At 36.9% G+C, this 23439-nt stretch carries 21 protein-coding genes and 1 riboswitch; of the genes, 18 read left to right on the top strand and 3 right to left on the bottom strand.

What is annotated here, in order from left to right; translation table 11 throughout:
- Window positions 1-170: 170 nt before the first annotated feature.
- Window positions 171-2222 carry a transglycosylase domain-containing protein gene (locus ACWV26_RS01800; protein ID WP_455896667.1) on the bottom strand — a complete coding sequence of 684 codons (2052 nt, stop codon included), beginning with the start codon at window positions 2220-2222 and terminating at the stop codon, window positions 171-173.
- A gap of 204 nt (window positions 2223-2426) precedes the next feature.
- Complete coding sequence (locus ACWV26_RS01805) at window positions 2427-3518, bottom strand: GGDEF domain-containing protein (RefSeq protein ID WP_455896668.1); 1092 nt, start codon at window positions 3516-3518, stop codon at window positions 2427-2429.
- Window positions 3519-3726: 208 nt separating this feature from the next.
- Between ACWV26_RS01805 and ACWV26_RS01810 the strand changes: the two genes are divergently transcribed.
- A complete protein-coding gene (locus ACWV26_RS01810; protein ID WP_455896669.1) occupies window positions 3727-4167 on the top strand; it encodes a DUF1934 domain-containing protein in 441 nt (146 codons plus the stop codon).
- Window positions 4164-5831 (top strand): arginine--tRNA ligase, encoded by a 1668-nt coding sequence (gene argS / locus ACWV26_RS01815; RefSeq protein WP_455896670.1) that lies wholly within the window; start codon window positions 4164-4166, stop codon window positions 5829-5831. Before ACWV26_RS01810 ends, argS begins: the two co-directional genes overlap by 4 nt.
- Before the next feature lie 243 nt (window positions 5832-6074).
- On the opposite strand, the gene ACWV26_RS01820 is transcribed toward argS, so the two are convergent.
- Entirely contained in the window at window positions 6075-6623 is a 549-nt protein-coding gene (locus tag ACWV26_RS01820) for a DUF4822 domain-containing protein (protein WP_455896671.1), read from the bottom strand.
- Window positions 6624-6913: 290 nt separating this feature from the next.
- Window positions 6914-7094: riboswitch (cobalamin riboswitch) on the top strand.
- A 102-nt stretch (window positions 7095-7196) separates the two neighbouring features.
- Here ACWV26_RS01820 and ACWV26_RS01825 point away from each other — a divergent pair.
- From ACWV26_RS01825 to ACWV26_RS01900, 16 genes are all read left to right on the top strand, one after another.
- The gene (locus tag ACWV26_RS01825; protein ID WP_455896672.1) at window positions 7197-8162 is read left to right on the top strand and encodes an ABC transporter substrate-binding protein; all 966 of its coding nucleotides are present in this window, start codon (window positions 7197-7199) and stop codon (window positions 8160-8162) included.
- Between the two features lie 5 nt (window positions 8163-8167).
- Window positions 8168-9154 (top strand): FecCD family ABC transporter permease, encoded by a 987-nt coding sequence (locus tag ACWV26_RS01830; RefSeq protein ID WP_455898154.1) that lies wholly within the window; start codon window positions 8168-8170, stop codon window positions 9152-9154.
- Between the two features lie 4 nt (window positions 9155-9158).
- Window positions 9159-10634: an adenosylcobinamide amidohydrolase gene (locus ACWV26_RS01835; RefSeq protein ID WP_455896673.1), complete on the top strand. Its 1476-nt coding sequence runs from the start codon at window positions 9159-9161 to the stop codon at window positions 10632-10634.
- 1 nt (window position 10635) lies between these two features.
- Window positions 10636-11592: an adenosylcobinamide-phosphate synthase CbiB gene (cbiB, locus tag ACWV26_RS01840; RefSeq protein ID WP_455896674.1), complete on the top strand. Its 957-nt coding sequence runs from the start codon at window positions 10636-10638 to the stop codon at window positions 11590-11592.
- Window positions 11579-12667: a pyridoxal phosphate-dependent aminotransferase gene (locus ACWV26_RS01845; RefSeq protein WP_455896675.1), complete on the top strand. Its 1089-nt coding sequence runs from the start codon at window positions 11579-11581 to the stop codon at window positions 12665-12667. Before cbiB ends, ACWV26_RS01845 begins: the two co-directional genes overlap by 14 nt.
- The gene (locus ACWV26_RS01850; protein ID WP_455896676.1) at window positions 12640-13218 is read left to right on the top strand and encodes a bifunctional adenosylcobinamide kinase/adenosylcobinamide-phosphate guanylyltransferase; all 579 of its coding nucleotides are present in this window, start codon (window positions 12640-12642) and stop codon (window positions 13216-13218) included. Before ACWV26_RS01845 ends, ACWV26_RS01850 begins: the two co-directional genes overlap by 28 nt.
- 16 nt (window positions 13219-13234) lie before the next feature.
- Window positions 13235-14011 (top strand): adenosylcobinamide-GDP ribazoletransferase, encoded by a 777-nt coding sequence (gene cobS / locus ACWV26_RS01855; RefSeq protein ID WP_455896677.1) that lies wholly within the window; start codon window positions 13235-13237, stop codon window positions 14009-14011.
- Window positions 13984-14583, top strand: coding sequence for a histidine phosphatase family protein (locus ACWV26_RS01860; protein ID WP_455896678.1), 600 nt, complete (start codon window positions 13984-13986; stop codon window positions 14581-14583). The genes cobS and ACWV26_RS01860 overlap by 28 nt, the downstream gene beginning before the upstream one ends.
- The gene (locus ACWV26_RS01865; RefSeq protein ID WP_455896679.1) at window positions 14535-14933 is read left to right on the top strand and encodes a bifunctional adenosylcobinamide kinase/adenosylcobinamide-phosphate guanylyltransferase; all 399 of its coding nucleotides are present in this window, start codon (window positions 14535-14537) and stop codon (window positions 14931-14933) included. The genes ACWV26_RS01860 and ACWV26_RS01865 overlap by 49 nt, the downstream gene beginning before the upstream one ends.
- Before the next feature lie 654 nt (window positions 14934-15587).
- On the top strand, window positions 15588-16184 hold the full coding sequence (locus ACWV26_RS01870; RefSeq protein ID WP_455896680.1) for a cob(I)yrinic acid a,c-diamide adenosyltransferase: 597 nt from the start codon (window positions 15588-15590) through the stop codon (window positions 16182-16184).
- 6 nt (window positions 16185-16190) lie between these two features.
- Window positions 16191-16670 (top strand): ECF transporter S component, encoded by a 480-nt coding sequence (locus tag ACWV26_RS01875; protein ID WP_455896681.1) that lies wholly within the window; start codon window positions 16191-16193, stop codon window positions 16668-16670.
- A 3-nt stretch (window positions 16671-16673) separates the two neighbouring features.
- A complete protein-coding gene (locus ACWV26_RS01880) occupies window positions 16674-17357 on the top strand; it encodes an alpha-ribazole-5-phosphate synthase (protein ID WP_455896682.1) in 684 nt (227 codons plus the stop codon).
- A gap of 272 nt (window positions 17358-17629) precedes the next feature.
- Window positions 17630-18601 carry a diguanylate cyclase domain-containing protein gene (locus ACWV26_RS01885; RefSeq protein WP_455896683.1) on the top strand — a complete coding sequence of 324 codons (972 nt, stop codon included), beginning with the start codon at window positions 17630-17632 and terminating at the stop codon, window positions 18599-18601.
- 340 nt (window positions 18602-18941) lie between these two features.
- Entirely contained in the window at window positions 18942-21089 is a 2148-nt protein-coding gene (locus ACWV26_RS01890; RefSeq protein ID WP_455896684.1) for a (Fe-S)-binding protein, read from the top strand.
- Between the two features lie 201 nt (window positions 21090-21290).
- Window positions 21291-22493 (top strand): acetyl-CoA C-acetyltransferase, encoded by a 1203-nt coding sequence (locus ACWV26_RS01895; protein WP_455896685.1) that lies wholly within the window; start codon window positions 21291-21293, stop codon window positions 22491-22493.
- A gap of 1 nt (window position 22494) precedes the next feature.
- Window positions 22495-23343: a 3-hydroxybutyryl-CoA dehydrogenase gene (locus ACWV26_RS01900; RefSeq protein WP_455896686.1), complete on the top strand. Its 849-nt coding sequence runs from the start codon at window positions 22495-22497 to the stop codon at window positions 23341-23343.
- Window positions 23344-23439 lie beyond the last annotated feature (96 nt).

Genomic DNA, 23439 nt, shown 5'->3' on the forward strand with positions numbered 1-23439 from the left:
GGAGATGCCTTATGCCCCCATCTTTTTCATAAACGTAAAAGCTTTTACTAAGCGGATAACGGACCTGCTTAGTGAAAGCTTTTTACGTTTCAAAGAGAGAATGTATTATTCTAAGCATTAAAAAAGCTTTGCTCAAAAATTGTGAGCAAAGCTTTTATTGACCCCATAACTTATTCGAAAAACGAAAACGGAAATAAGCTCCATGTATCTTTTGTATCCCTCGTCAAATCTTTAACAATCGAAGGGTCCGTACATTTTTTCTTCGGTACATCTTTTTTCTTTAAATAAACTAAACGTTGTCGGCTACAACTTTTGGTTGCAATACCGCCTGTCTCTACATCGACAATAGCAGCTTCAACGCCCTTAGGAGCAACAAATGGTTCACTTGGTAAATCTTTATGGGCATTTTCCATAAAGTCAATCCAGATTTGCTTAGTAGCCCGAGAATCTGCATCGCTCGTCAATTGTTTTCCTTGATCATAGCCATTCCAAACGCCAGCTGTTAAAGAAGGAGAAAATCCAATCATCATTTGATCTGTCAAAGTGGTACCAGATTTTGCAGCGTAAGGTCTTGTTTGTCTGTTACGAAGGCTAATACCTGTTGCTGGTGCATAATCATTAAACACAGGATCGAACATTCCTGTCATCAGCTGGGTCAAAATAAAGGAATCATCTTTTTTCATAATTCTCTTTGATTCTCTATCTTTTACTTTGTAAATTACGTTACCTGCCTCATCTTTAATCGATAAAACGGTAATCGGTGTTCTTTTTACACCACCAGCGGCAATGGTGTTATAGGCAGCGGTCATATCCTTTAACGTAACCTCTGTTGTGCCTAAAGCTACTGAAGGAGTATTTTGTATCGTTTCGCCTAAACCAAAGCGATCTAGCATTTGTTTGAATTTCTTATAACCAACTTCTTCATACGTTTTAACGGCATAAATATTATCTGAGATAGCAAGAGCCTGTGCTAACGACAATGGATGGTTTGCAAATTTACCATTTACGTTTTTCGGTTCATATTCAGACCGTCCGCTGTCATATGTGAAAATCGTTTGTTCAGCATTCATAAATGTTAAAGGCGAAAAATTATTCTCTAAAGCCGTAGCATATAGGAATGGTTTAATAGCTGAACCGGGTTGTCTTTTTGCTTGTGTTACACGATTATATGGACTCTTAACATATTGACTGCCACCAACTAAAGAAGTAATATAACCTGTTTTTGGGTCCATGCTGACAAATCCTACTTCAAGACCTGACTTCGGAAGATTCTTTGCAATTGCTTCTTCAGCAGCTTTTTGATGGTATGGATTTAACGTTGTCTGAATTGTCCATCCGCCTTCTTCAATACTATGTCCACTACGCTCTAATATTTTCGAAGCCTCCGCCCATACGGTATCGATAAAGTACGGTGCACTGATTTTACCGCTATCCCATTCATCATACTTAAATGTCACTTTTTCTTGTTGTGCGCGTTCTTTTGCTTCTTTTGAAATCAAATTCTGATTTTGCATTAAAGATAGAATAAGTTGTTGTCTAGTATGGTTTTTATCCTCATTCGCAAGGGGTGAGTAAATACTTGGTCCCTTAGGAATTGCAACCAATGCTGCTGCTTCTGCAAGTGTTAAGTCTTTAGCAGATTTTGCAAAGTAATAACGGCTTGCTGCTTCAATGCCATACATGCCATGTCCAAAGTAGACTGTATTTAAGTAACCTTCTAGGATTTGATCTTTATCATAAAAAGTCTCAAGACGGTAAGCATATAAAGCCTCATTTATTTTCCTCATCCATGTTTTATCATGTGAGAGGTATAAGTTTCTGGCATATTGTTGAGTAATTGTACTAGCACCTTCCACTTTTCCCATAGCTTTTAGATCTTTCAATAGGGCTCCGGCAATACGAGTATAGTCAAAACCATGATGATGATAGAAATCTTGATCCTCCGTTGCTATAAGTGCTTCTACTACGAAGGGAGAAATTTCATCTAAATCCACCCAATAACGCCTTTGTTGTGCAAACTTATCACCAATTTGTTCTCCATCGGCATCTAAGAAAACGGTCGCTTTCGGGACAGTTAAGGAAGGAGCTCCTGTGATTTGAGCATATACACGGAGTGACAACAGAACGGTTGCAAATGCTGATGCACACACGATAGCCCAAATAACTATTTGCTTGAGTCGTATTTTCTTTTTCCGCTGCCGATGATAATCAGCTCGTTTCATCAAAATCGCTTCCTTTCCAATCGATGAAACTAGTATGTGAAATGTTTGGATAAACTAAACGAAGGAAAAGCACGAAAATTGACAAATTAGTGATGATTTGTTCGACATGCATCTCTAATAAGCTTTTAGAACTTGAATTTAAAGGCGTTTATCACATAAAAAAAGATATCCAATTGATAAAATTCAATTGAATATCTTTTTAGATTAAGAGGAAGTATGAACATTATTAACATGAACAATTTGATTTTTACCTTGCATGGCAGCCTGATCTAAAGCCTGATTTGTTGCAATAATAAGAGAAGGAATATCTTCTCCATTATCAGGATAGTTGGCGATTCCTATAGATACAGCAATCTGGATTTTACGACCTTTTGATAGGATTATTGGATTTTGATGAATCTGCTTGCTAATAGCATGTGCATAATGTAAAGCAAATGCAGGTGCAGTATGTTTACAAACAACATAAAATTCTTCGCCGCTGATTCGAGCTGTATCCATACCATCATGTTCTAGAACAAATTGATTTAGGCACTTACCAATTTGCTTTAAAACCTCATCGCCAACAATATGGCCATAAGTGGTATTAATCTCTCTAAAATGGTAAATATCAATTAATAGTATTGAAAAGTCTTCGTTGTTTTGTAAATACTCATCTATTATACTTTTGAACTTTTTAATGTTCGGCAAATTAGTTAAATAATCTGTTTCTGCTAACTTTTCAATTGCATGTATTCTGTCAAATCGCTTTCTCATTAAATTTAAAACAAACACTGTAGCATAGAGAGCAGGGACGGAATTAATGATTAAAGTAATAATAAAGATAAGATCTTCTGAATCTTTGCTTAGTAGAGCAAGAGCAATACTAATTTGTAAAATAGTATAAACCAAGTAATAATGCATGTTACGAAGTGAAATAGGCTTCCATATCGCAAATAGTGAAAGGAATAATCCCATAATCATGGTGTTTAAACCAGCAAAAACTGAAGAGTAAGAAATACCCGCAATATAAATTCGAAATAAACCAATTAATACAGAAGAAACTGCTATTGAAATTGGACCACCGATTAATCCTGCAATGATTATAATAACATTTCGAATATCTTGAATGACATGATTATTAAAGTGAATCGCTGTTACCATTAGAAGTAGTCCAGTAATCGCCGATGCTACTCCAACATACCATGGATGTAAATCTAAATATGAATCAAGGATTTGTTGGAGATATTCATACACAAAATAAAAGAAAACAGTAAAAGTAAATAATAGTGAGAAATTGATAATTAAATCAAGGATCAATTGGAATCACCACCGAATTAGTACGTACATTATAACATCAAATTTTACATTAAATTAGCAAATTCGCTAAAATGTGACGTAAAATGAAATAATATAAAATAAATGATGTAATAATAAGAAGTTATATAAATGTTGTATCTTGAAAAGAAGTGTTATCCTATCCTATAATAAGAAGGTTATATTAAGAAGGAAGCTGAGGCGTCGTAATTTGTCAGATACACTTACAGCACCCATAAAATTAAAAATTATTACCACCATTAAACAACCAGATACTCCCTTAGAGAAATATGAACTTTGGTCTGAAGGTACAATTCTGAAAAAACGTGATCAAATCTATTTGCGATATGAAGAAGTACAAGAAGATCAACATATGAACACGACACTACGATTTGGTCAGGAAGACGCAATTATTATTCGCAATGGCGATCTTAAAATGCGCATGCCATTTGTACTTGGACAAGCTCAAAGAGGGCACTACAATAGTCAATATGGACAATTACCAATCGTGACAGTAACGAAAGTGATGAAATTCGAACCGTCAGAAACACTTCAAAACGGTCGATTTTATTTACAATATGAATTGTTTATCGGCGGAGAATCTGTCGGAGACTATGCATTAGAACTGAACTATACGGAGGGAAATCAATGAACGCAGTAGAACAAGTACAACAAGCCATTAAAGAAGCGCTTGTTGCAGCGATTCAAAAATCGGAACTAGTAGAAGATACAAGTTCTTTAGACATCCACTTAGAAACACCAAGAAATAAAGAAAATGGCGACTACGCTACAAATATTGCAATGCAACTGACTAAATTAGCAAAAAAACCACCACGTGCTATTGCAGAGGCAATTTTAGAAAATCTAGATACAGAAAATACTAATATTGAAAAAGTAGAAATTGCAGGACCAGGCTTTATGAATATCACTATCCGCAAAGACTATCTTGCAGATGTCGTAACAACTGTTCTTGATCAAGGTACTGAGTATGGCCGCAGCAATGCTGGAAAAGGCGAAAAAGTTCAAGTTGAATTCGTATCAGCAAACCCAACAGGTGATTTACATCTAGGACATGCGCGTGGAGCATCTGTAGGTGATTCTTTATGTAATGTATTAGATTTTGCTGGTTACAACGTATCACGCGAATACTATATCAATGATGCAGGTAACCAAATCACTAAATTGGCAAAATCTCTAGAAGCACGCTACCGCGAAGCGCTTGGATTAGATTCAGATATGCCTGAAGATGGTTATCACGGCAAAGATATTATCAAAATCGCAGAAGAATTATCAAAAGAATTTGGGAAAGATGTCTTAGAAAAATCAGAGGAAGAACGTTTTGAATTCTTCCGTGAACACGGTCTAAAACACGAATTCGGCAAACTTCAAAAAGATTTAAGAGACTTCCGTGTAGATTTCGATGTATGGTTCTCTGAAACTTCTTTATATAAAGATGGTAAAGTTCAAACTGCACTTCAAAAACTAAAAGACAATGGTCATGTTTTTGAACAAGACGGTGCTACTTGGTTCCGTTCAACTACGTTTGGTGACGATAAAGATCGTGTATTAGTTAAATCTGATGGTTCATACACATATCTAACACCAGATATCGCATACCATGAAGATAAATTAAATCGTGGTTTTGATAAGCTGATCAATATTTGGGGAGCTGACCACCACGGCTATATTCCACGTATGAAGGCAGCGATTGAAGCACTTGGCTACAACCGTGACACATTAGAAGTAGAAGTAATCCAAATGGTAAACCTTCTACGTGACGGCGAAAAAGTGAAAATGTCAAAACGTACAGGAAACGCAGTAACTCTTCGTGAATTAGTAGAAGAAGTAGGCCTAGACGCTGTACGCTATAATTTTGCAATGCGCGCAGGTGACACACACTTAGATTTCGACTTAGATCTAGCAGTAAAACAATCAAACGAAAACCCAGTGTACTATGCTCAATATGCACATGCACGAATTTGCTCTATCTTACGTCAAGCAACAGAAAAAGGCTTCACACCTTCAACTGAACATCTTGACACATTATCATCAGAAAAAGATATAGAAGTATTGAAAAAAGTGGGCGATTTCCCACAAGTTGTAGCAGATGCAGCTCGCGTACGCGCACCACATCGTATCGCAAACTACATCCAAGAACTAGCAGCAACATTCCACAGCTTCTATAACGCAGAAAAAGTACTAGACGCGGAAAACAAAGAACGCTCTGAGGCACGCCTTGCCCTAATCACAGCAGTCCGCACAACAGTAGCAAACGCACTAAAACTAATCGGCGTATCAGCACCGGAATCAATGTAGTGCTGAGGCGGCTCGTTCAGACCCGAAAATCACATAAGCTTTCGAATCGAAAACGTCCTTTCAGTTTTCGACCGAGAAAGCGTTGTGACTCGAGGGTCTAGCCGCCGAAGCCGGAAAAATGTAAGTACTTCAACCGCTCATTAAAGCGTAATAAAAAAGAATGATCTATAAATAAAAAAAGGACATCGCATATTTTAAATAATATGTAATGTCCTTTTTTGCTTCATTTGTATTAAATACATTCTAGTCTTTTTCCTCTTCAGTAAAGGAAAGTTCGCTATCTTTATATGGTATATGTTCTACGAAAACCTCTATTGCATTTCCGTTTGCATCTTTTCCGATTCTTTTATAAACATACTTGTCCTTCGTTACTTCTGTTAACTCAACAATAGATTTGGTTCCTTTGGATTTAGATATGAGGATACGAAAATTACCATCATTCGTTATAAAGAAAAACCCATAATCGCGACTCTGTTTTGTTGTTTTATCAAAGAATTCATATTTTGATGTTTGTGCATCATATTTTGCAAGACCAATAAAACCTGCATTTTCTTTTGTTAAATCATTATGATTTTTATCATAAACAATGGTTCCTTGCCAAGCAGTACTTCCAAGAATCCTTGAAATTCTCTCACCCTTACTTAATGAAGCTTCCTCATTTCCCTTTACTTCTGAACTAACCGGTATTTTTGTTTCATTTGCGGTAATATCCTTTTTGTCAAAAACCTGCCATTGACATGCGGATAAAATCATTACACTTGCAAGAATAACGACCATCAATATTCTTTTCATATTTCACCCTCCATATTTTACTATCAGTACCACTGTTACCGATTTTTAGACTTTTAATACTTTTAAAATATTTACTTTTTAAACTGAGTGGATGGAGGTAAGGGGAGGGGGTCTAAATAATCCTAGTAAGTCTAAGAACAGCTTGAGTAGATCTAATCCATGCTCGAGTGGTTGTAATCCTGCGCGAGTATTTCTAATCCAACCCAAAATACTCTACTCCCAAGACATAAATAACTACTTTCCATTCCACACCTTCCACAAAAACCAAATATTCGGTATAATGAAAAAGTAATTGAATTGATCAATACGGTTCTCAGGGATTATTTTTGTTTCTGAGTAAAAGGGGAAATCGGTGAAAATCCGATGCGGTCCCGCCACTGTAAGTGCAAGCAAATCGTAATGCCACAAAGACATTGCTTTAATTGGCATGAAAGCACAAGTCAGGATACCTGCCGTATTTAAAACCACCGTTACAACTACGAGGATAGATTAGGTGTTTAGAGTCATTTTATATGTCTGTAAACTAATCTCTCGTTTGTACGGGAGATTTTTATTTTTATAGGAGGCTTTACAGTGAAGAAAATATGGCAACTTGGGTTTATGCTTGTAATGGCATTCATTTTATTAGTTGGATGCAATCAATCAAGTACTCAAAAATCAGCAACTGACAAAACAGAAAAAACAACGCAATCTACTGAAAAAACAGCTACATATCCAATGACAGTAAAAGATGCATTAGGAAATGATGTGGTGTTCAAAGAAGCACCGAAAAAGATAGTATCACTGATTCCTAGTAATACTGAAATATTATTTGCCCTTGGTTTAGATGACAAAATCGTTGGTGTAAGTGACAACGATGATTACCCAGCAGCTGCTACGAAAAAGGAAAAAGTAGGCGGTATGGAATTTAACGTTGAAAAAGTTTTAAGCCTAAAACCAGATGTGGTTTTTGCACATGAATCTAGTGCAGAATCAGTAAAAACAGGATTACAACAATTAAGAGATGCAGGGATCAACGTCTTTGTTGTAAAAAATGCAGCAAACTTTGAAGAAACTTACCAAACGATCGAACAAATTGGTCAAATTACAGATCAAACAGAAAAAGCAGACAAAATCGTTGCTGACATGAAAGCAAAAGTAAAAGAAGTACAAGAAAAGACTGCTAAAGTAAAACAACGTACTGCATTTGTTGAAACTTCAGATGAACCTGAAATCTACACAGCGGGTAAAGATACATTTATGGAAGAATTCTTTAAACTAGCAAACATCAAAAATGTAGTAGATGATCAATCAGGTTGGTTTAAAATTGATTCAGAAGAAATCGTAAAACGTAATCCAGATACAATCATTGTTATGTACAATTACGTTCCAAATATCATAGAAAAAGTGAAGAAACGTCAAGGCTTTGATAGTATCACTGCAGTCAAAAATAATGCAGTTGTACAAGTCGATGCCAACTTAACAAGTCGTACAGGTCCTCGTCTTGCTGAAGGGTTAGAGGAAGTAGCGAAAGCTGTTTATCCAGAGGCATTTAAGTGAGGAAAATCTTCGTAAGATATATCGTGTCCATTGCTATTCTTGTCTTAAGCATTTGGCTTGGTATATCGATTGGTTCTGTAAAGGTTCCGATTAGTACGTTATGGAATATGGGAGCAGATGAAATAGCAACCAATATTTTATGGAAGATACGTATGCCTCGTGTCATATTAGCAGGTCTTGTGGGTGCAGCATTAGCGATTGCTGGTGCTGCCTTCCAAGCATTGCTAAAAAACCCGCTTGCAGATCCATATACGTTAGGAGTGTCATCAGGTGCCTCTGTAGGCGCTGTAATGACGCTCTTTTTCAGTATTTCGACCCCTATTTTAGGTATTTACACATTACCCACTTTCAGCATGATAGGGGCGTTATTATCATTACTTATCGTTATAGGGTTTGCTAAATTGGTCGATCGAACGATGAAAATGGAAACCCTTATTTTAACAGGAATTATCGTAAGCTCATTTTTAAGTTCCATCATATCCTTAATGATTGCTTTAACAGGAGAAGAACTTCGCCAAATTATTTCATGGTTAATGGGAAGTGTCTCCATGAGAGGGTGGCCATATGTGAAGATGATTTGGCCGTTTATTGCAATCGGCACAGTTCTTATTTGGATAAACAGACGTGAACTGAACGCTATTGTTTTTGGTGAGGAACGTGCAAAATATTTAGGAGTAAATGTTAAGAGAAGTAAGATGATGTTATTACTTGGTGGCTCCATGTTAACCGGTTCAGCTGTTGCAGTATCTGGCACGATTGGATTTGTAGGGCTAGTAGTACCACATATGACCAGGTTATTGTATGGTTCAGACCATCGCCATTTATTGCCGCTATCTTTTATAAATGGGGCATCATTACTTATCCTTTGTGATTTAATAGCACGTACAATTATTTCACCTACAGAATTACCGATTGGTGTCATTACAGCATTTTTGGGTGCACCTGTATTTGCTTATATTTTCTTCCGTCAACGTAGAACAAAGGGGGCATAATCGAATGCTTACTATTAAACAACTTAGTGGTGGTTATGATCCGAAAAAGCCAATCGTGAAAGATGTTACCTTTACGATTGAAAAAGGAAAATTCGTTGGAATTCTAGGACCAAATGGAAGCGGTAAATCCACATTAATAAAAGTAATTAGTGGCATTTTAAAGGCTTCAGCTGGTTCTATTAAGATTAATGACAAAAATTTAGAGGATTATTCCTCCAAAGAGTTAGCACGTACTATGGCTGTTTTGCCACAATTAAATGCTCAAAGTTTTTCTCATACTGTTCGCGAAACGGTTTCAATTGGCCGTTATCCACATCAAAATAGTTGGTTTTCCACATGGTCAGATGAAGATGAAGTAGCAGTGACAACCGCTATGAAACAAACGGGCATTATACAATATGAAAATCAACAAATAGAATTTCTCTCTGGGGGGGAACAGCAGAGAACCTTTGTAGCTCAAGCATTAGCACAAAGAGCAAATCTATTGCTATTAGATGAGCCAACAAATCATTTAGACATTGAGCATCAAAGAAAATTGATGGATATGATTCGATATGAAGTTGTACATAATGGTTTGACTGTTGTTTCAATTTTCCATGATATGAATTTAGCTTCGATTTATTGTGACCAGCTAATATTACTAGAAGATGGGCAAATCCATTCAATGGGTGAGCCACATGAAGTTTTAAAGGAACAACATGTATTGGATGTGTATCAAACAAAGGTTTCAAGATATCCTCATCCAATTTATCCAAAGCCACAAATTACGTTAATACCGGAGCTTCAAGAGAATGCTCAAAAGATAAATACGATTACAGCAGAACAAATTCAAATTCGGGATGAGTATGTAGAGCTGCAGACAACATTCCCATTAAAAACTGTCTCTTCTGCTGTTCACAATGCTGGTTTTGGATGGTTCCAAACATTTATCAATCGAACGGTAGAAATAACGTATATGATAGATAACGCACATGAAGAGCTAGAAGATTATTTAGAGAGACACGGGTTTTCTCCAACAAATACAGTAGCTATGATGACAGCGGTAGCAGCAAAACATGTGGTAGTTCGTGAGTATTCGTCATCAGTTGGAAGTATTGTAGTAGCAGTCACAGCAGGAGTAGGGAATGCAGTGGATGTATCAAAAGCATATGAACGTCAAGAATTGCCTCATATTGGAACGATTAATACATGGGTGTTTGTCAATGGAACTTTAACAGATGAGGCTTTTATGCAAGCGATGATCACGGCTACAGAAGCCAAAACCAAGGCTCTTACGGTAGAGAACATCAAAGATGATATTTCAAATACGATAGCGACAGGGACTTCAACAGATAGCGTACTTGTTGCCGCTACTCAAAAGGAACCATTCTTTGAATATGCAGGAACGGTTACAGGAATCGGTAAACTCATTGGTCGCGGCGTTTTTGAAACAACTCGAAAAGCGTTACAAGACTACAAGCGGGCGAAAGGGATGGCTTAATATGTTAGCACATGTAATCGCTTGTACACTTGGTGTCATTCTTGACCGTCTGATTGGGGATCCACCTAAATTACCTCATCCAGTCATGTGGATTGGCAATCTAATTCAATGGCTTACAAAACGTTTAAACAAAGGAAGATACAGAAAAGTAAAGGGACTGTTGCTCGTTATTTTAGTGGTCGGTATAACAACAGCGCTATCCTATTTCATTGTATTTGTTGCATTTAAAATTGGAACTGTTTTTGGAATCTTAGTCGAAGGAATAATGATTGCAATTGCTTTAGCACAAAAGAGCCTAAGTAGTGCAGCGATGGATGTCTATAATCCGCTAATAGAAGAGGATTTACAAGAAGCAAGAGTGAAGCTTTCGTGGATTGTAGGGCGAGATACGGAAAATTTATCTGTCCCAGAAATCACAAGAGGTGTAGTTGAAACTGTTTCCGAAAATACAAGTGATGGTATCACCGCACCATTATTTTGGGCATTTCTTTTTGGAGCGACAGGGATTTGGATGTATAAAGCAGTAAATACACTCGATTCAATGGTAGCTTATAAGAATGAAAAATATGGTGAATTCGGATTTGTCGCAGCACATACAGATGATGTATTTAATTACATACCAAGTAGAATCACAGGATTTCTTATGCTGATTGGAACGAAAAAAGAAACAACACATACCTTTTCTTACCGCTACAAAAGTTGGTTAAGAGATGCTAAAAAACATCCAAGCCCAAACAGCGGATTTTTGGAAGCCGCAACAGCTTATCAGCTTGGCATTCAATTGGGCGGTACAAATTGTTATGAAGGTGTGATTTCCAAACGAGCTAAGATGGGGGAACCTGAAACAGAGCTTGCACCAAGACATATTAAATTAGCCATTCGACAAATGCATACCGTCACTATTTTGTTTTGGTTATGCGGTGTCATCTTAGGAGGGGTTTTCATTGTCTTTACCTAGTCATGGTGCGAATCCGCATCGTTTATATGACCAACTAGCAATCAAGCAACCACTGGAAGTCATCGATTTTAGTGAAAATGTGAATCCAGCTGGGCCGCCAACATGTATAGAGCAAAATTGGAAAGCATTATTGAAGCGAGTGGCAAAATATCCAGACCCAAAGGGAGAGCCTTTTCTATCGGCAGTAGCAAAATATCATGATGTTCCAGTTAATCAAGTATTACTTGGTAATGGAGCAGCTGAAATCTTTTCATTACTTGCATCGATGTTTCAAAAAAAGAAAGCAATCATTATTCATCCGACATTTTCGGAATATGAAGCAACGTTAACTGCAAATCATGTTGAAATGATCCATTTAGAAGTGGAGGATATCATCACATGGAGGCTTCCAATCAATCGAATCATAGAAGAGATGAGACAAGCAGATATTCTATATCTGTGTACGCCAAATAATCCAACAGGAGTACTCCCTCCCAAAGAACAATTACTTTTGCTAATTGCAGAAGGAAAAAAGGCCAATTGCCATATCGTATTGGATGAAGCATTTATCGATTGGATTGATGAAGGGGTCTCAATGATTCCTTACTTAGCTGACAATCCACATGTGATGGTGGTGCGATCTATGACGAAAATGTATGCCATTGCAGGTGTTCGCCTAGGGTATCTAATTGCATCCCCCAACATTGTAGAAGATTTACAAAGCAGGACATCCCATTGGCATATTAATGGAATAGCTATAGAGATTGGCGCTTGGTGTTTAGAAGAGCAAGAATATCGTGTGAGTGCAATTGAATCGGCAAAGAAAACAAGAGAACAATTTATACACTTTTTACAACAACAAGGCTGTAAAACAACAGATAGCAAAACGAATTATGTAAGCTTTCAATTACCTTTAAAAGAACAGTCAAAGAGATTCTTTATGGCGATGCTTGAAAGGGGATTTGTTCTTCGTCATACAGAAAACTTTAGAGCGATGAATGGTGAGTGGTTTAGAGTAGGGATGAAACAAGAGGTTGCGATGAAGGCGTTGCAAGAGGAGATGAGCAAATGGCTAGAGCAGAACTCCTCTTTATAACAGGTGGTGTTCGAAGTGGCAAGAGTGCCTATGCGGAAAAACAAGTAAAACAGTTAGCAGACCAATATCATGCGAAGCGACTTGTTTATCTAGCAACAGGAGTAGCATTTGACGATGAAATGAGAAGACGGATAACAAGGCATAAACTAGACCGCGATAGTCAGCATCTCAATTGGGTAACGCTTGAACAGCCGACCGAAATAAGTCGTATAGTAAAAAACATACAACCTGGAGATGTGTTGCTTTGGGATTGCGTCACTACATGGCTGACGAACGAATTTTATGAAGGCTATGAAACGGGTCTTTGTCATTGGCAACAACCTGAAAAGCTAAACAAACGAATAATTGATATGAAAAATACCATTTTACAATTGCAAAAAAGTCGAATTCCTATTGTCATTGTTTCAAATGAAGTGCTCGATGAACCGCTATCTACAATGGAGGACGTTAAGCTTTATCAGCAATACTTAGGAAAACTTCATCAATGGTTTGTGCATGTTGCTACCCAAGCTATTGAAATTGAATATGGCTTTGTTCATCAATGGAAGTAATGAGGGAGATGGGTTTATGAAAACCATGATGAGTGGCATACTATTGGCTTTTCAATTTTTTACCATAGTACCGATTCAAAAAGAATTACCTTTAACTAAAAAAACGGTTACCGCTATGTTTTCTTTCCTACCATGGCTTGGAATGATCATAGGGATTGTGATGGCTGCCATATTTTATATACTTCAAACATATACCGATATAAGCTCATTGCTAATTGGATTTATATTAGTATTCGGTTACGTAATTTGGACAGGTGGATTACATTTAGACGGTTTTGTAGATATGGGAGATGCTTATTTTTCATATCGTAATATAGAAAAGCGTCAGGAAATTTTAGATGATCCAAGAATTGGAGCTTTTGGAGCGATATCATTACTCTTCCTGGTCTTAACGAAGATATTTTTCTTATCTGAATTAGTGGGAAAGCATAACTTGAATTGGGTTTGGCTTATGGCTGTACCGTTTTATGCAAGGCTTGGCATGTCTATTTATTTCGTTCAAACAAAAAGTTCTAAGGAAAAAGGGTTAGGGTATTTCTTTAAACAGCATTTACATACATCATCATGGCTTGTGGGCTTGATATTCTCGACAATTGTTGGGACTGCACTGTTGGTTTGGTTAAGTGGTGTTTGGCTTGTGCCAATTGTTATCCTTCTTGTAGTGGTGATAGTGGCATGGTGCTATAAATGGTGGACTATTCGAAATTTCCATGGTAGTTCTGGGGATTTACTCGGAGCATTTATAGAAGGTATGGAGGCGCTATTATGGATTACGCTGTTACTGTTTACTTAATACGCCACGCAAGGACAAAAAGTAATTTGGAAAGACGGTATCTTGGCTGGACAGATGAAGAAATCTTGCCTAATCAAGTGTTACCCATTCTTGATAACACATGTAGCACTGTTTTCGGAAGTGATTTAATACGTTGCAAACAAACAGCTAGAAGCTATTTTCCAAATGCTAAATATATAGGAGATAGTGGTTTTCGTGAAAGTAATTTTGGAGAGTTTGAAGGAAAAACCTATGAAGAGTTGAAAGATATAAAAGACTATCGGTTGTGGATTGATGACCCATTAGTCTTTGCACCACCAGCAGGAGAAACATTACAAGAAGTAACAAAACGTTGTATGAAAGCTTTCAAACATTTATCTAAAGGATGCAAGAAATATCCACTCATATTACATGGAGGAACAATTCGAACATTACTTGTAAAACTTGCACCAAAGCCTACTGAATTCTGGGATTGGCATGTGACACATGATGAAGTATATAAACTTCAATGGTCGACAAGAAAAGATTTCGAGGAGGGAAAACGATGCACATCTTTATCGGTGGTTCCCATAACGGAAAACATGAATATGTAAAAAAGTGGCTACAAGAAAAAGAGTTTTATGATGTGGAATGGTTCATAGGGCAACTTCCTAAAAACCCATCAAGCAAAACAATCGTTGTCTCAGGACTAGAAAATGTAATCAAAAAAGATCTAGAAAAAGATGAAATCACACTCGCAACCGAAATCACAGAACACCTCAAAACAATAGATGAAAACCATCAACTAATTGTCATAGCAACCGAAATGGGAAGAGGCATCGTCCCAATCGACCCAAAAGACCGACAACTAAGAGACACATCCGGAAGACTCTACCAACAGCTGTTTGAAGTTAGTGAACACGTAACAAAGATTTGGTATGGGATAGCGGAGAGGCTAAAGTGATTGTTTAAGGATATTAATAAGTAAGATTTGAAATTGCTAGTTTATGTATTATCCCTTTTACAGATTTTACATCTACGGTTTATTACTTTTTTATTTGGATATTTTTTAAATTCCAATTTAGTGTGTTAGAGATTAGTATTCGAGACTTAATAGTGAATTCAGAGAGAATCATGCTTAATTAAGAGGGATATTAAAAGAGTAGAGTGAGAATATTTTCATTAAAATTTTGACTGGCAACTTTTGATGGAGATTAGTACATCTAATTTGTAGAAGTGGAATCGGCGAAGACTCCTAGCTAGGAAAAAAGAGACAGGTAAGGCCCCGCACGTAGCGAAAATTCTTTTTGCCTGCAAAAAGAATTTTTTGCGACGAAGCTAGCGAAGCGATGCAGGAGCACGGGTTTTTGGAGACACACCGCTCGCCCGCAGGAAAGCGAAGCCGATTCCACTTCAAACTAAACCCAATTAGAATTAAATTTGTTTTCAGTGCTCTCAAGCATTGTGAAGGGGAAGACGCTTCGCTAGTCTAGCTAAGACAGGAAAGCTAATTCCACTTCAAATAATGTAAAATTGATAATTAGTTATTAAGTACCCTATTAACGGATTTAAAAGAATTTAATATACATTACAAATCAAGAGAGAGAAGGATGAAAAAATGAATCTATACACAAGAACAGGCGACAAAGGCAAAACAAGTATTATCGGTGGGAGAGTAGACAAAGACGACCTACGAGTAGAAGCATATGGCACAATCGATGAACTAAACTCATTCATCGGAAAAGCCATGACAGAACTAGACCAAGGAAAATTCCAAGATATCCTACAAGACTTAGAAAATATCCAAAATGAATTATTTGACTGCGGTGGCGATCTTGCAAATGTCATGAAAGAACGTCACTATAAAATGACCGATGCACCAATTGAAGAAATGGAAAAACGTATTGATATTTTAATGGATGAACCACCACTACTTGAGAGATTTATCTTACCTGGAGGATCACCTGCAGCAGCAACATTGCACATTGCTCGCACCGTTGCAAGAAGAGCAGAACGCCAAACAGTAACATTAATGAAAAATGCAAAAGAAGGAGACGTCTCTCCAGTTGTACAACGCTATTTAAATCGTCTATCAGATTATTTATTTGCAGCAGCACGTGTTGCCAACTCTCGAGTAAATGTTGCAGATGTTGAATACATCAGAAGCGCAAAAGTATTTAGAAATGGCGGCCGAAAAGACCAAACAAAGGACTAGATGAAAATGAAGTTACGAATAATTACATTAACAGCGATGATATCCGCATTATGTGCAGTAGGAGCTATGATTAAAATTCCAGTAGGGATTAGCTCAGCAGCTCTTGATTCAGCTCCGGCATTTTTAGGAGCTGTTTTTCTACCAGCCCCCGCAGCAGGATTAGCTGCAGCAATTGGACATCTTGTTTCAGCATATATAGGTGGTTTCCCAATGGGGCCTTTTCATATAATAATCGCAATCGAAATGTTTCTTGTAGTATGGGGATTTGCGATATTACACCAAAAAAATCATCCAATATTGAAATGGATTTTTGCAATAATTACCAATGGCCTTTTATCACCATTGCCATTCTACTGGTTAATTTCGCCGGAAGTGTTCTTTACTATAACACCAGAAATTTTCATTGCAACATTGGTGAATATAGCAATTGTAGCTGTTTGTATACCAATATTGTCAAAAGCGTTTGCAAGAAAAGAGGCACATTAATCAATGAGAAATGCGCTGCAATTGACGAATGGTTTTATCGTTACTACTGATAACTCAGGTGCTATTGGACAAAAAGAACAGGATGTAGTAAAAGTGCCTGATGATATTACAAGCTATTTTTCGGCTCGAGTTACATTACTCGAACAATGGGCAGCAATGGCTCAACCTGAAGCAGTGATTATTCATAATTTTAGTGGAGAAGATGCATGGGGACGCTACGTAAATGGCATCCGTCGACTATTTGGTGAAATCGGTATTGCGCTACCTAAAATCACAGGAAGCACAGAATCCAATATGCAAACATTACAATCAGGACTAGCTGTTACGATGATTGGTGAACCAACCAAAAGAATCTCATCAAAAGGTAGCTTAAATTGGTTTACATATGGCAAGCCCCTAGTAGGCGAGCAACTTATAGAAGAACCAGAGAAAATAGCAAACATGAAATCTATTTATGTGGCGATGCAACAAAGCATTGTTGAACGTATATGGCCAGTAGGATCAAAAGGAATCGCAAAAGAGCTTCAAGAACTTTTGGGTCATACAGTATGTAACTGTAAATGGGATATCCATACATCAGCAGGCCCGTCAACTGTTGTATTACTAGGCATCCATCAAGACAAAATTCAAGAAGCAAAGCAAATCTTCGGCGAATTATTAATACCGCTTGATTTAAATACATTATAAAAAAGTAGTGCCAACAAAAAATTATTAATAGTCTCGATACAAAATCGTTTAAGTCCAAAATAGTTATTTTTCATTTTTTATAAATAGTTAACATTTTTATAGTAAATATATACCACTATCCATGTATGAAAAAAATACTGTTTGATTATTCATATATTGCATTTTTTGGTAAAATGGGAATGTAAGATGTAATATATTGAAATCAAAGGACGCTAGAATTTAAGTAAAGTTAAATTCTTTGTCATCTATTCGTAAGAAGAAAGGATTTTTTTATGTGGATAGTAGCTATATTACTTATAATAGGACTGATTATTGCATGTCTACGTTTAAACTCAGAACGGATAAAATTACAGCAACAAATCAATCAATTAACCCCGATGATTCAAGTTGTAGAGAACTCAAAAGATATACTTTATTTTTGCGATATAAAACCCAAATTTAAATATCGTTATTTAAGTCCTGTGATTGATCATATACTTGGACCAAACTCATTAAAGGAACATTTAGAGTGTCCCGATAAAGTGTTTGAAATTGTTCATCCTGATGATTATGAGACGCTAGAAAAGAAAGTAACAGGTCAATTAGATTATGATAAACCCATTATTCAAAGATTGAAAAACCAAAGCGGGGAATATATATGGTTTGAAGAATACGCAACACCGGTCTATGAGAATGGTGAAATAGTGGCAGTTTTAGGGATACATAGAAATATAAATGAAAAAGTAGAGTTGCAGAAAAAGCTGGAGTATAAAGTTTCTCATGATGCTTTAACAAACATTTATAATCGTGAATACTTCGAATCAAAGTTTGAATATTTCGATAGGGAATGTGACACGCCAATTGCCATCGTTATCTGTGATTTAGATGAGCTTAAATTTGTAAATGATCACTTTGGACATAAAATGGGAGACACATTAATAAAAGAAACAGCTAAGTTATTAAATAGCATCACTAGCAAAAATAAAACTGTTGCAAGAATTGGTGGAGATGAATTTGCAATCATATTAAATGATACAAATCTACCAAAGATTGAACTGTTTATGGCTAATATTCAAAATGATATAGACTTATACAATAGCAGTAATCCATCTTTTCATATCAAGGTCTCAAAGGGCTATGCATATAGTTCCTCATCACTCTCAAAAATGATGGAGTTATTTATTGAGGCAGATAACCAGATGTATGAAGAAAAGAGAAATAAAAAGAAAGAACAATTATTAGTTGAATTAAAAAATCAGTATTAAGATCGTCTATTCACTTAAAACATCGTCTATATATTATGACGGTGTTTTTCTATTCTCTATTACTCGGTAAGCTTGCTAAAGTTCGTTTTCTTCTAACTTCTAAATATTTATAAATAACATAGAAAATTCCAATTAAATATGATAGAATATTTAAAAAACTTAGAGAATACGATTTAATAGAGAAATATTAATATTTTAAGAGAAACTATCATATATTATTTTTAGAATTAGATTGACTGAACGCTCATTCATATTTTACAATATATAAAACAACCAATTTTGAAAGCGTTTTATAATTGTTGGAAATGTCTGACCAGTCTAAAGCTAGGGGGGAAGAGGAATGAATCCACTATTATACATTAACTGGATTTTATTTTTAGCTGTAGTCGCTTATGGTTTAGCACTATTTACGTACCTAATTAAAACTCGCTATCAATTCATCAAAATGGGGAAAAAAGTTGAATTTGATAACGATGTAAAAGCGAGATTGAACAAAATTTGGGTTTATGTTTTTGGGCAAAAGAAATTATTAAAAGATAAAAAGAGCGGCGCGATCCATGTCATGTTCTTCTATGGATTCATATTAGTACAATTTGGTGCCATCGATTTTATCTGGAAAGGATTAAATCCCGGGTCACATTTACCTTTTGGACCAGTATATCCATACTTTACATTTTTCCAAGAAATAGTGACTCTAGTTATTTTAGTTGCGGTTGTTTGGGCGTTTTATCGACGTTATATTGAAAAGCTAGTTCGATTAAAACGTGGCTTAAAATCAGGGCTTGTATTGATCTTTATCGGGGGCTTAATGGTTTCTGTACTTGTAGGAAATGGGATGGGCATGATTTGGCATGGTGAAGAGGCTACTTGGTCAGAACCAGTTGCATCTGCAATTGCCGCAATATTCGGATTCTTACCACCAGTTGCAGCGATAACTGTGTTCTTTATCATGTGGTGGATTCATCTAGTCATCTTATTAACATTCTTAGTGTATGTACCACAATCTAAGCATGCACATTTAATCGCAGGACCTGCAAATGTGTACTTTAACCGTTTAACACCAGTTGGTAAATTAACACCAATTGATTTTGAAGCATTAGAAAGTGAAGATGAGGATGCAAGCGAGGAAATGCCGTCATTTGGGGTTGGGAAAATAGAAGATTTTACTCAATTACAATTGATTGACCTTTATTCATGTGTGGAATGTGGTCGCTGTACCAATATGTGTCCTGCAAGTGGGACAGGCAAAATGCTGTCACCAATGGATCTAATTACAAAACTTCGTGATCATTTAACATTTACAGGTGCTGTACAAACACATCAACAACCATGGGTACCGAAAATGATGTTCAAAAATACACAAGGAAATCAGCTTGCTATCGCTGCAGGTGCAGAAGCTGCAACAATCGAGGATGTTTACAGTCCATCACTAATAGGAGATGTCATTACAGAAGAGGAAATTTGGGCTTGTACAACTTGCCGTAACTGTGAAGACCAATGTCCTGTTATGAATGAACACGTAGATAAAATCATCGACCTTCGCCGTTATTTAACGATGACAGAAGGACGCGTAAACCCAGATGCACAACGCGCGATGACAAACATCGAACGTCAAGGAAATCCTTGGGGCATCAATCGTAAAGAAAAGGAAAACTGGAGAGATGCTCGTCCGGATGTACACATTCCAACTGTAAAAGAAGCTTCAAAAGCAGGGGAAGAAATTGAGTATCTATTCTGGGTAGGGGCAATGGGTTCATTTGATAATCGCTCACAAAAAATTGCTCTATCATTCGCTCATCTGATGAACGAAGCGGGCGTTAGGTTTGCCATTTTAGGTAACAAAGAAAAGAACTCCGGTGATACTCCGCGTCGTTTAGGAAATGAGTTTTTATTCCAAGAACTGGCTGAAGCAAATATTAAAGAATTTGAAAAAGCGGGGATTACGAAAATCGTCACAATCGATCCACATGCATACAATATCTTTAAGAATGAATATAGTGATTTTGGTTGGAGTGGAGAAGTATATCATCATACAGAATTATTATTTGAGCTTGTGCAACAAGGGCGTCTTAAACCACAATATGAAGTCAATGAAACCATTACGTTCCATGATTCTTGTTACTTAGGCCGATATAATAATGTATACGATGCACCACGTGAAATTTTAAAATCTATCCCTGGTGTAAAACTTGTGGAAATGGAACGTAATCGTGAAAGGGCAATGTGCTGTGGTGCAGGTGGCGGTTTAATGTGGATGGAAGAGCATGTTGGAAATCGTATCAATGTTGCTCGAACAGAACAAGCGCTATCAGTTAACCCTACAATCATTTCTTCTGGTTGCCCATATTGCTTAACGATGTTGTCAGATGGAACAAAAGCTAAAGAGGTAGAAGAACAAGTAGGCACATATGATATTGCAGAATTGCTAGAGAAATCCGTATGTGGTGATGTTCAAGTGAAACAAGAACAAGTAGAAGAAACTGTATAAGAAGCAGAAAAAAATAACGTATTGCATAAAATATGAAACTTTTATACAATTATTTACAAGAGAAAAAAGAGAGTGCAAGAAGCCCTCTCTTTTTTTCTAAAACTTAATTGAGCGAGCGTTCAGTCAAAATGTGCTTGTGATGAAGCGATTCGTTTTTATTATTTGTAAGCGTAACCAATGACAATAAAAGGGGTGTCCAACTTGCAAAAAGCGGTAATTATTGATGGAGCACGAACAGCCTTCGGAAAATTTGGCGGTAATCTTAGTGAGTTTTCAGCTAGTGATTTAGGTGGCGTGGCAATAAAAGAAGCATTAAAACGTTCTAATATTGGAACGGAGCAAGTAGATGAAGTCATTATGGGAACAGTTTTACAAGCGGGGCAAGGCCAGATTCCATCTCGTCAAGCAGCTACAAAAGCAGGAATTCCATGGAATGTAAAAACAGAAACCATCAACAAAGTTTGTGCTTCAGGAATGCGTAGTGTCACACTTGCAGACCAGTTGATCAGACTAGGGGATGAACAAGTGATTGTAGCTGGTGGAATGGAGTCTATGTCGAATGCACCGTATTATTTACCAAAAGGTCGATTTGGTTTGCGAATGGGAGACGCAAAACTAGTTGATGGCATGGTATATGATGGTCTCTCTTGTGCTTTTCATGAGAAAAACGTACATATGGGAACATATGGAGATGAAACAGCAACGAAATTTGAAATTAGAAGAGAAACGCAAGATGAATGGGCACTGCGTAGTCATCAAAAAGCAGTGGCAGCAATTTCTGAAGGTAAATTTGCAGAAGAAATCGTTGCTGTAACCATCCCACAAAGAAAAGGGGATCCACTTGTAATTGAAACGGATGAAGCACCACGAAAGGATACATCTCTTGAAGTATTAGGAAAATTGAAATCAGCATTCACTGCAAATGGCACAATTACTGCAGGAAATGCACCTGGGGTAAATGATGGTGCATGTGCCCTTGTTGTAACTAGTGAAAAATATGCAACGGAACAAAATCTATCTCCACTTGCATATATTGTTGGTCATGCAGAAGTAGGAGTCGAACCAAATGATTTTCCACAAACTCCAGGTCTTGTCATCAACAAGATTTTAGAAAAGACAGGGAAGTCATTAGAGGATATTGATTTATTTGAAATCAATGAAGCATTTGCTGTTGTATCACTTGCAAGCAGTCAAATTGCAGGCCTTGATTTAGAAAAAGTAAATGTTAACGGTGGAGCTGTTGCCTTAGGACATCCGATTGGTGCATCAGGAGCAAGAATTATTTTAACGCTTTGCTATGAACTACGTCGTCGTGGTGGCGGTCTTGGGATTGCAGCAATCTGCTCAGGTGGCGGTCAAGGGGATGCCATTATGATTGAAGTACCAAAACAAGGGGGAATGTAATTTGGCTATTCAAAAAGTGATGGTAATCGGAGCAGGTCAAATGGGTTCAGGAATTGCGCAAGTTTGTGCGCAAGCAGGCTTAGAAGTATTACTTAATGACATTAGTGAAGAATCATTTGCAAAAGGTATTCAAACAATCACAAAAAACCTTTCAAGAAACGTTGAAAAGGGAAGAATGACAGAAGCTGAAAAAGATTCCGTACTACAACGACTAACAAAATCTTTAACTCTTACGGATGCTGCAGATGTGGATTTAGTAATTGAAGCTGCAGTAGAGAATATGGAAATCAAGCAATCTATTTTTAGGACTCTTGACGAAATTACACCACAAAGAACCATTCTAGCTTCAAATACATCATCTTTGCCAATCACTGAAATTGCGGCAGTAACAAAACGAGCAGAACAAGTAATTGGCATGCACTTTATGAATCCTGTGCCAGTCATGAAACTTGTTGAAATCATTCGTGGTCTAGCAACTTCAGATGAAGTGTATAACACAATCGAAGAATTAACTAAAAAGCTAGAAAAAGTACCAGTAGAAGTAAATGATTTTCCTGGATTCGTTGCAAATCGAGTGCTGATGCCAATGATCAATGAAGCAATCTACACTCTTTATGAAGGTGTAGCAACAAAAGAAGCGATTGATGAAGTCATGAAACTTGGCATGAACCATCCAATGGGCCCACTAACTTTAGCAGATTTCATCGGACTAGATACATGTCTCTACATCATGGAAACATTACACGAAGGATTCGGCGACAGCAAATACCGCCCATGCCCACTACTACGAAAATACGTAAAAGCAGGCTGGCTTGGGAAGAAAACAGGCAGAGGATTTTATGTGTATTAAATAAAAGCGGAGGCGGCTCGCAACAAGGAAGATAGCCAAAGAGTAACACATCTAGATAAATATGAATGAAATTGAATACTCAAAAAGGGGGAGATT

The sequence above is a fragment of the Rummeliibacillus sp. JY-2-4R genome, from assembly GCF_053847205.1.

Bases quoted from the DNA above. Each gene is read 5' to 3' on its own strand.
- ACWV26_RS01850 (WP_455896676.1), top strand. From the start codon at position 12,640: ATGGCTAGAGCAGAACTCCTCTTTATAACAGGTGGTGTTCGAAGTGGC.
- ACWV26_RS01865 (WP_455896679.1), top strand. From the start codon at position 14,535: ATGCACATCTTTATCGGTGGTTCCCATAACGGAAAACATGAATATGTA.
- ACWV26_RS01860 (WP_455896678.1), top strand. From the start codon at position 13,984: ATGGATTACGCTGTTACTGTTTACTTAATACGCCACGCAAGGACAAAA.
- argS (WP_455896670.1), top strand. From the start codon at position 4,164: ATGAACGCAGTAGAACAAGTACAACAAGCCATTAAAGAAGCGCTTGTT.
- ACWV26_RS01885 (WP_455896683.1), top strand. From the start codon at position 17,630: ATGTGGATAGTAGCTATATTACTTATAATAGGACTGATTATTGCATGT.
- ACWV26_RS01870 (WP_455896680.1), top strand. From the start codon at position 15,588: ATGAATCTATACACAAGAACAGGCGACAAAGGCAAAACAAGTATTATC.
- ACWV26_RS01875 (WP_455896681.1), top strand. From the start codon at position 16,191: ATGAAGTTACGAATAATTACATTAACAGCGATGATATCCGCATTATGT.
- ACWV26_RS01880 (WP_455896682.1), top strand. From the start codon at position 16,674: ATGAGAAATGCGCTGCAATTGACGAATGGTTTTATCGTTACTACTGAT.
- ACWV26_RS01800 (WP_455896667.1), bottom strand. From the start codon at position 2,222: ATGAAACGAGCTGATTATCATCGGCAGCGGAAAAAGAAAATACGACTC.
- ACWV26_RS01835 (WP_455896673.1), top strand. From the start codon at position 9,159: ATGCTTACTATTAAACAACTTAGTGGTGGTTATGATCCGAAAAAGCCA.
- ACWV26_RS01820 (WP_455896671.1), bottom strand. From the start codon at position 6,623: ATGAAAAGAATATTGATGGTCGTTATTCTTGCAAGTGTAATGATTTTA.
- cobS (WP_455896677.1), top strand. From the start codon at position 13,235: ATGAAAACCATGATGAGTGGCATACTATTGGCTTTTCAATTTTTTACC.
- ACWV26_RS01890 (WP_455896684.1), top strand. From the start codon at position 18,942: ATGAATCCACTATTATACATTAACTGGATTTTATTTTTAGCTGTAGTC.
- cbiB (WP_455896674.1), top strand. From the start codon at position 10,636: ATGTTAGCACATGTAATCGCTTGTACACTTGGTGTCATTCTTGACCGT.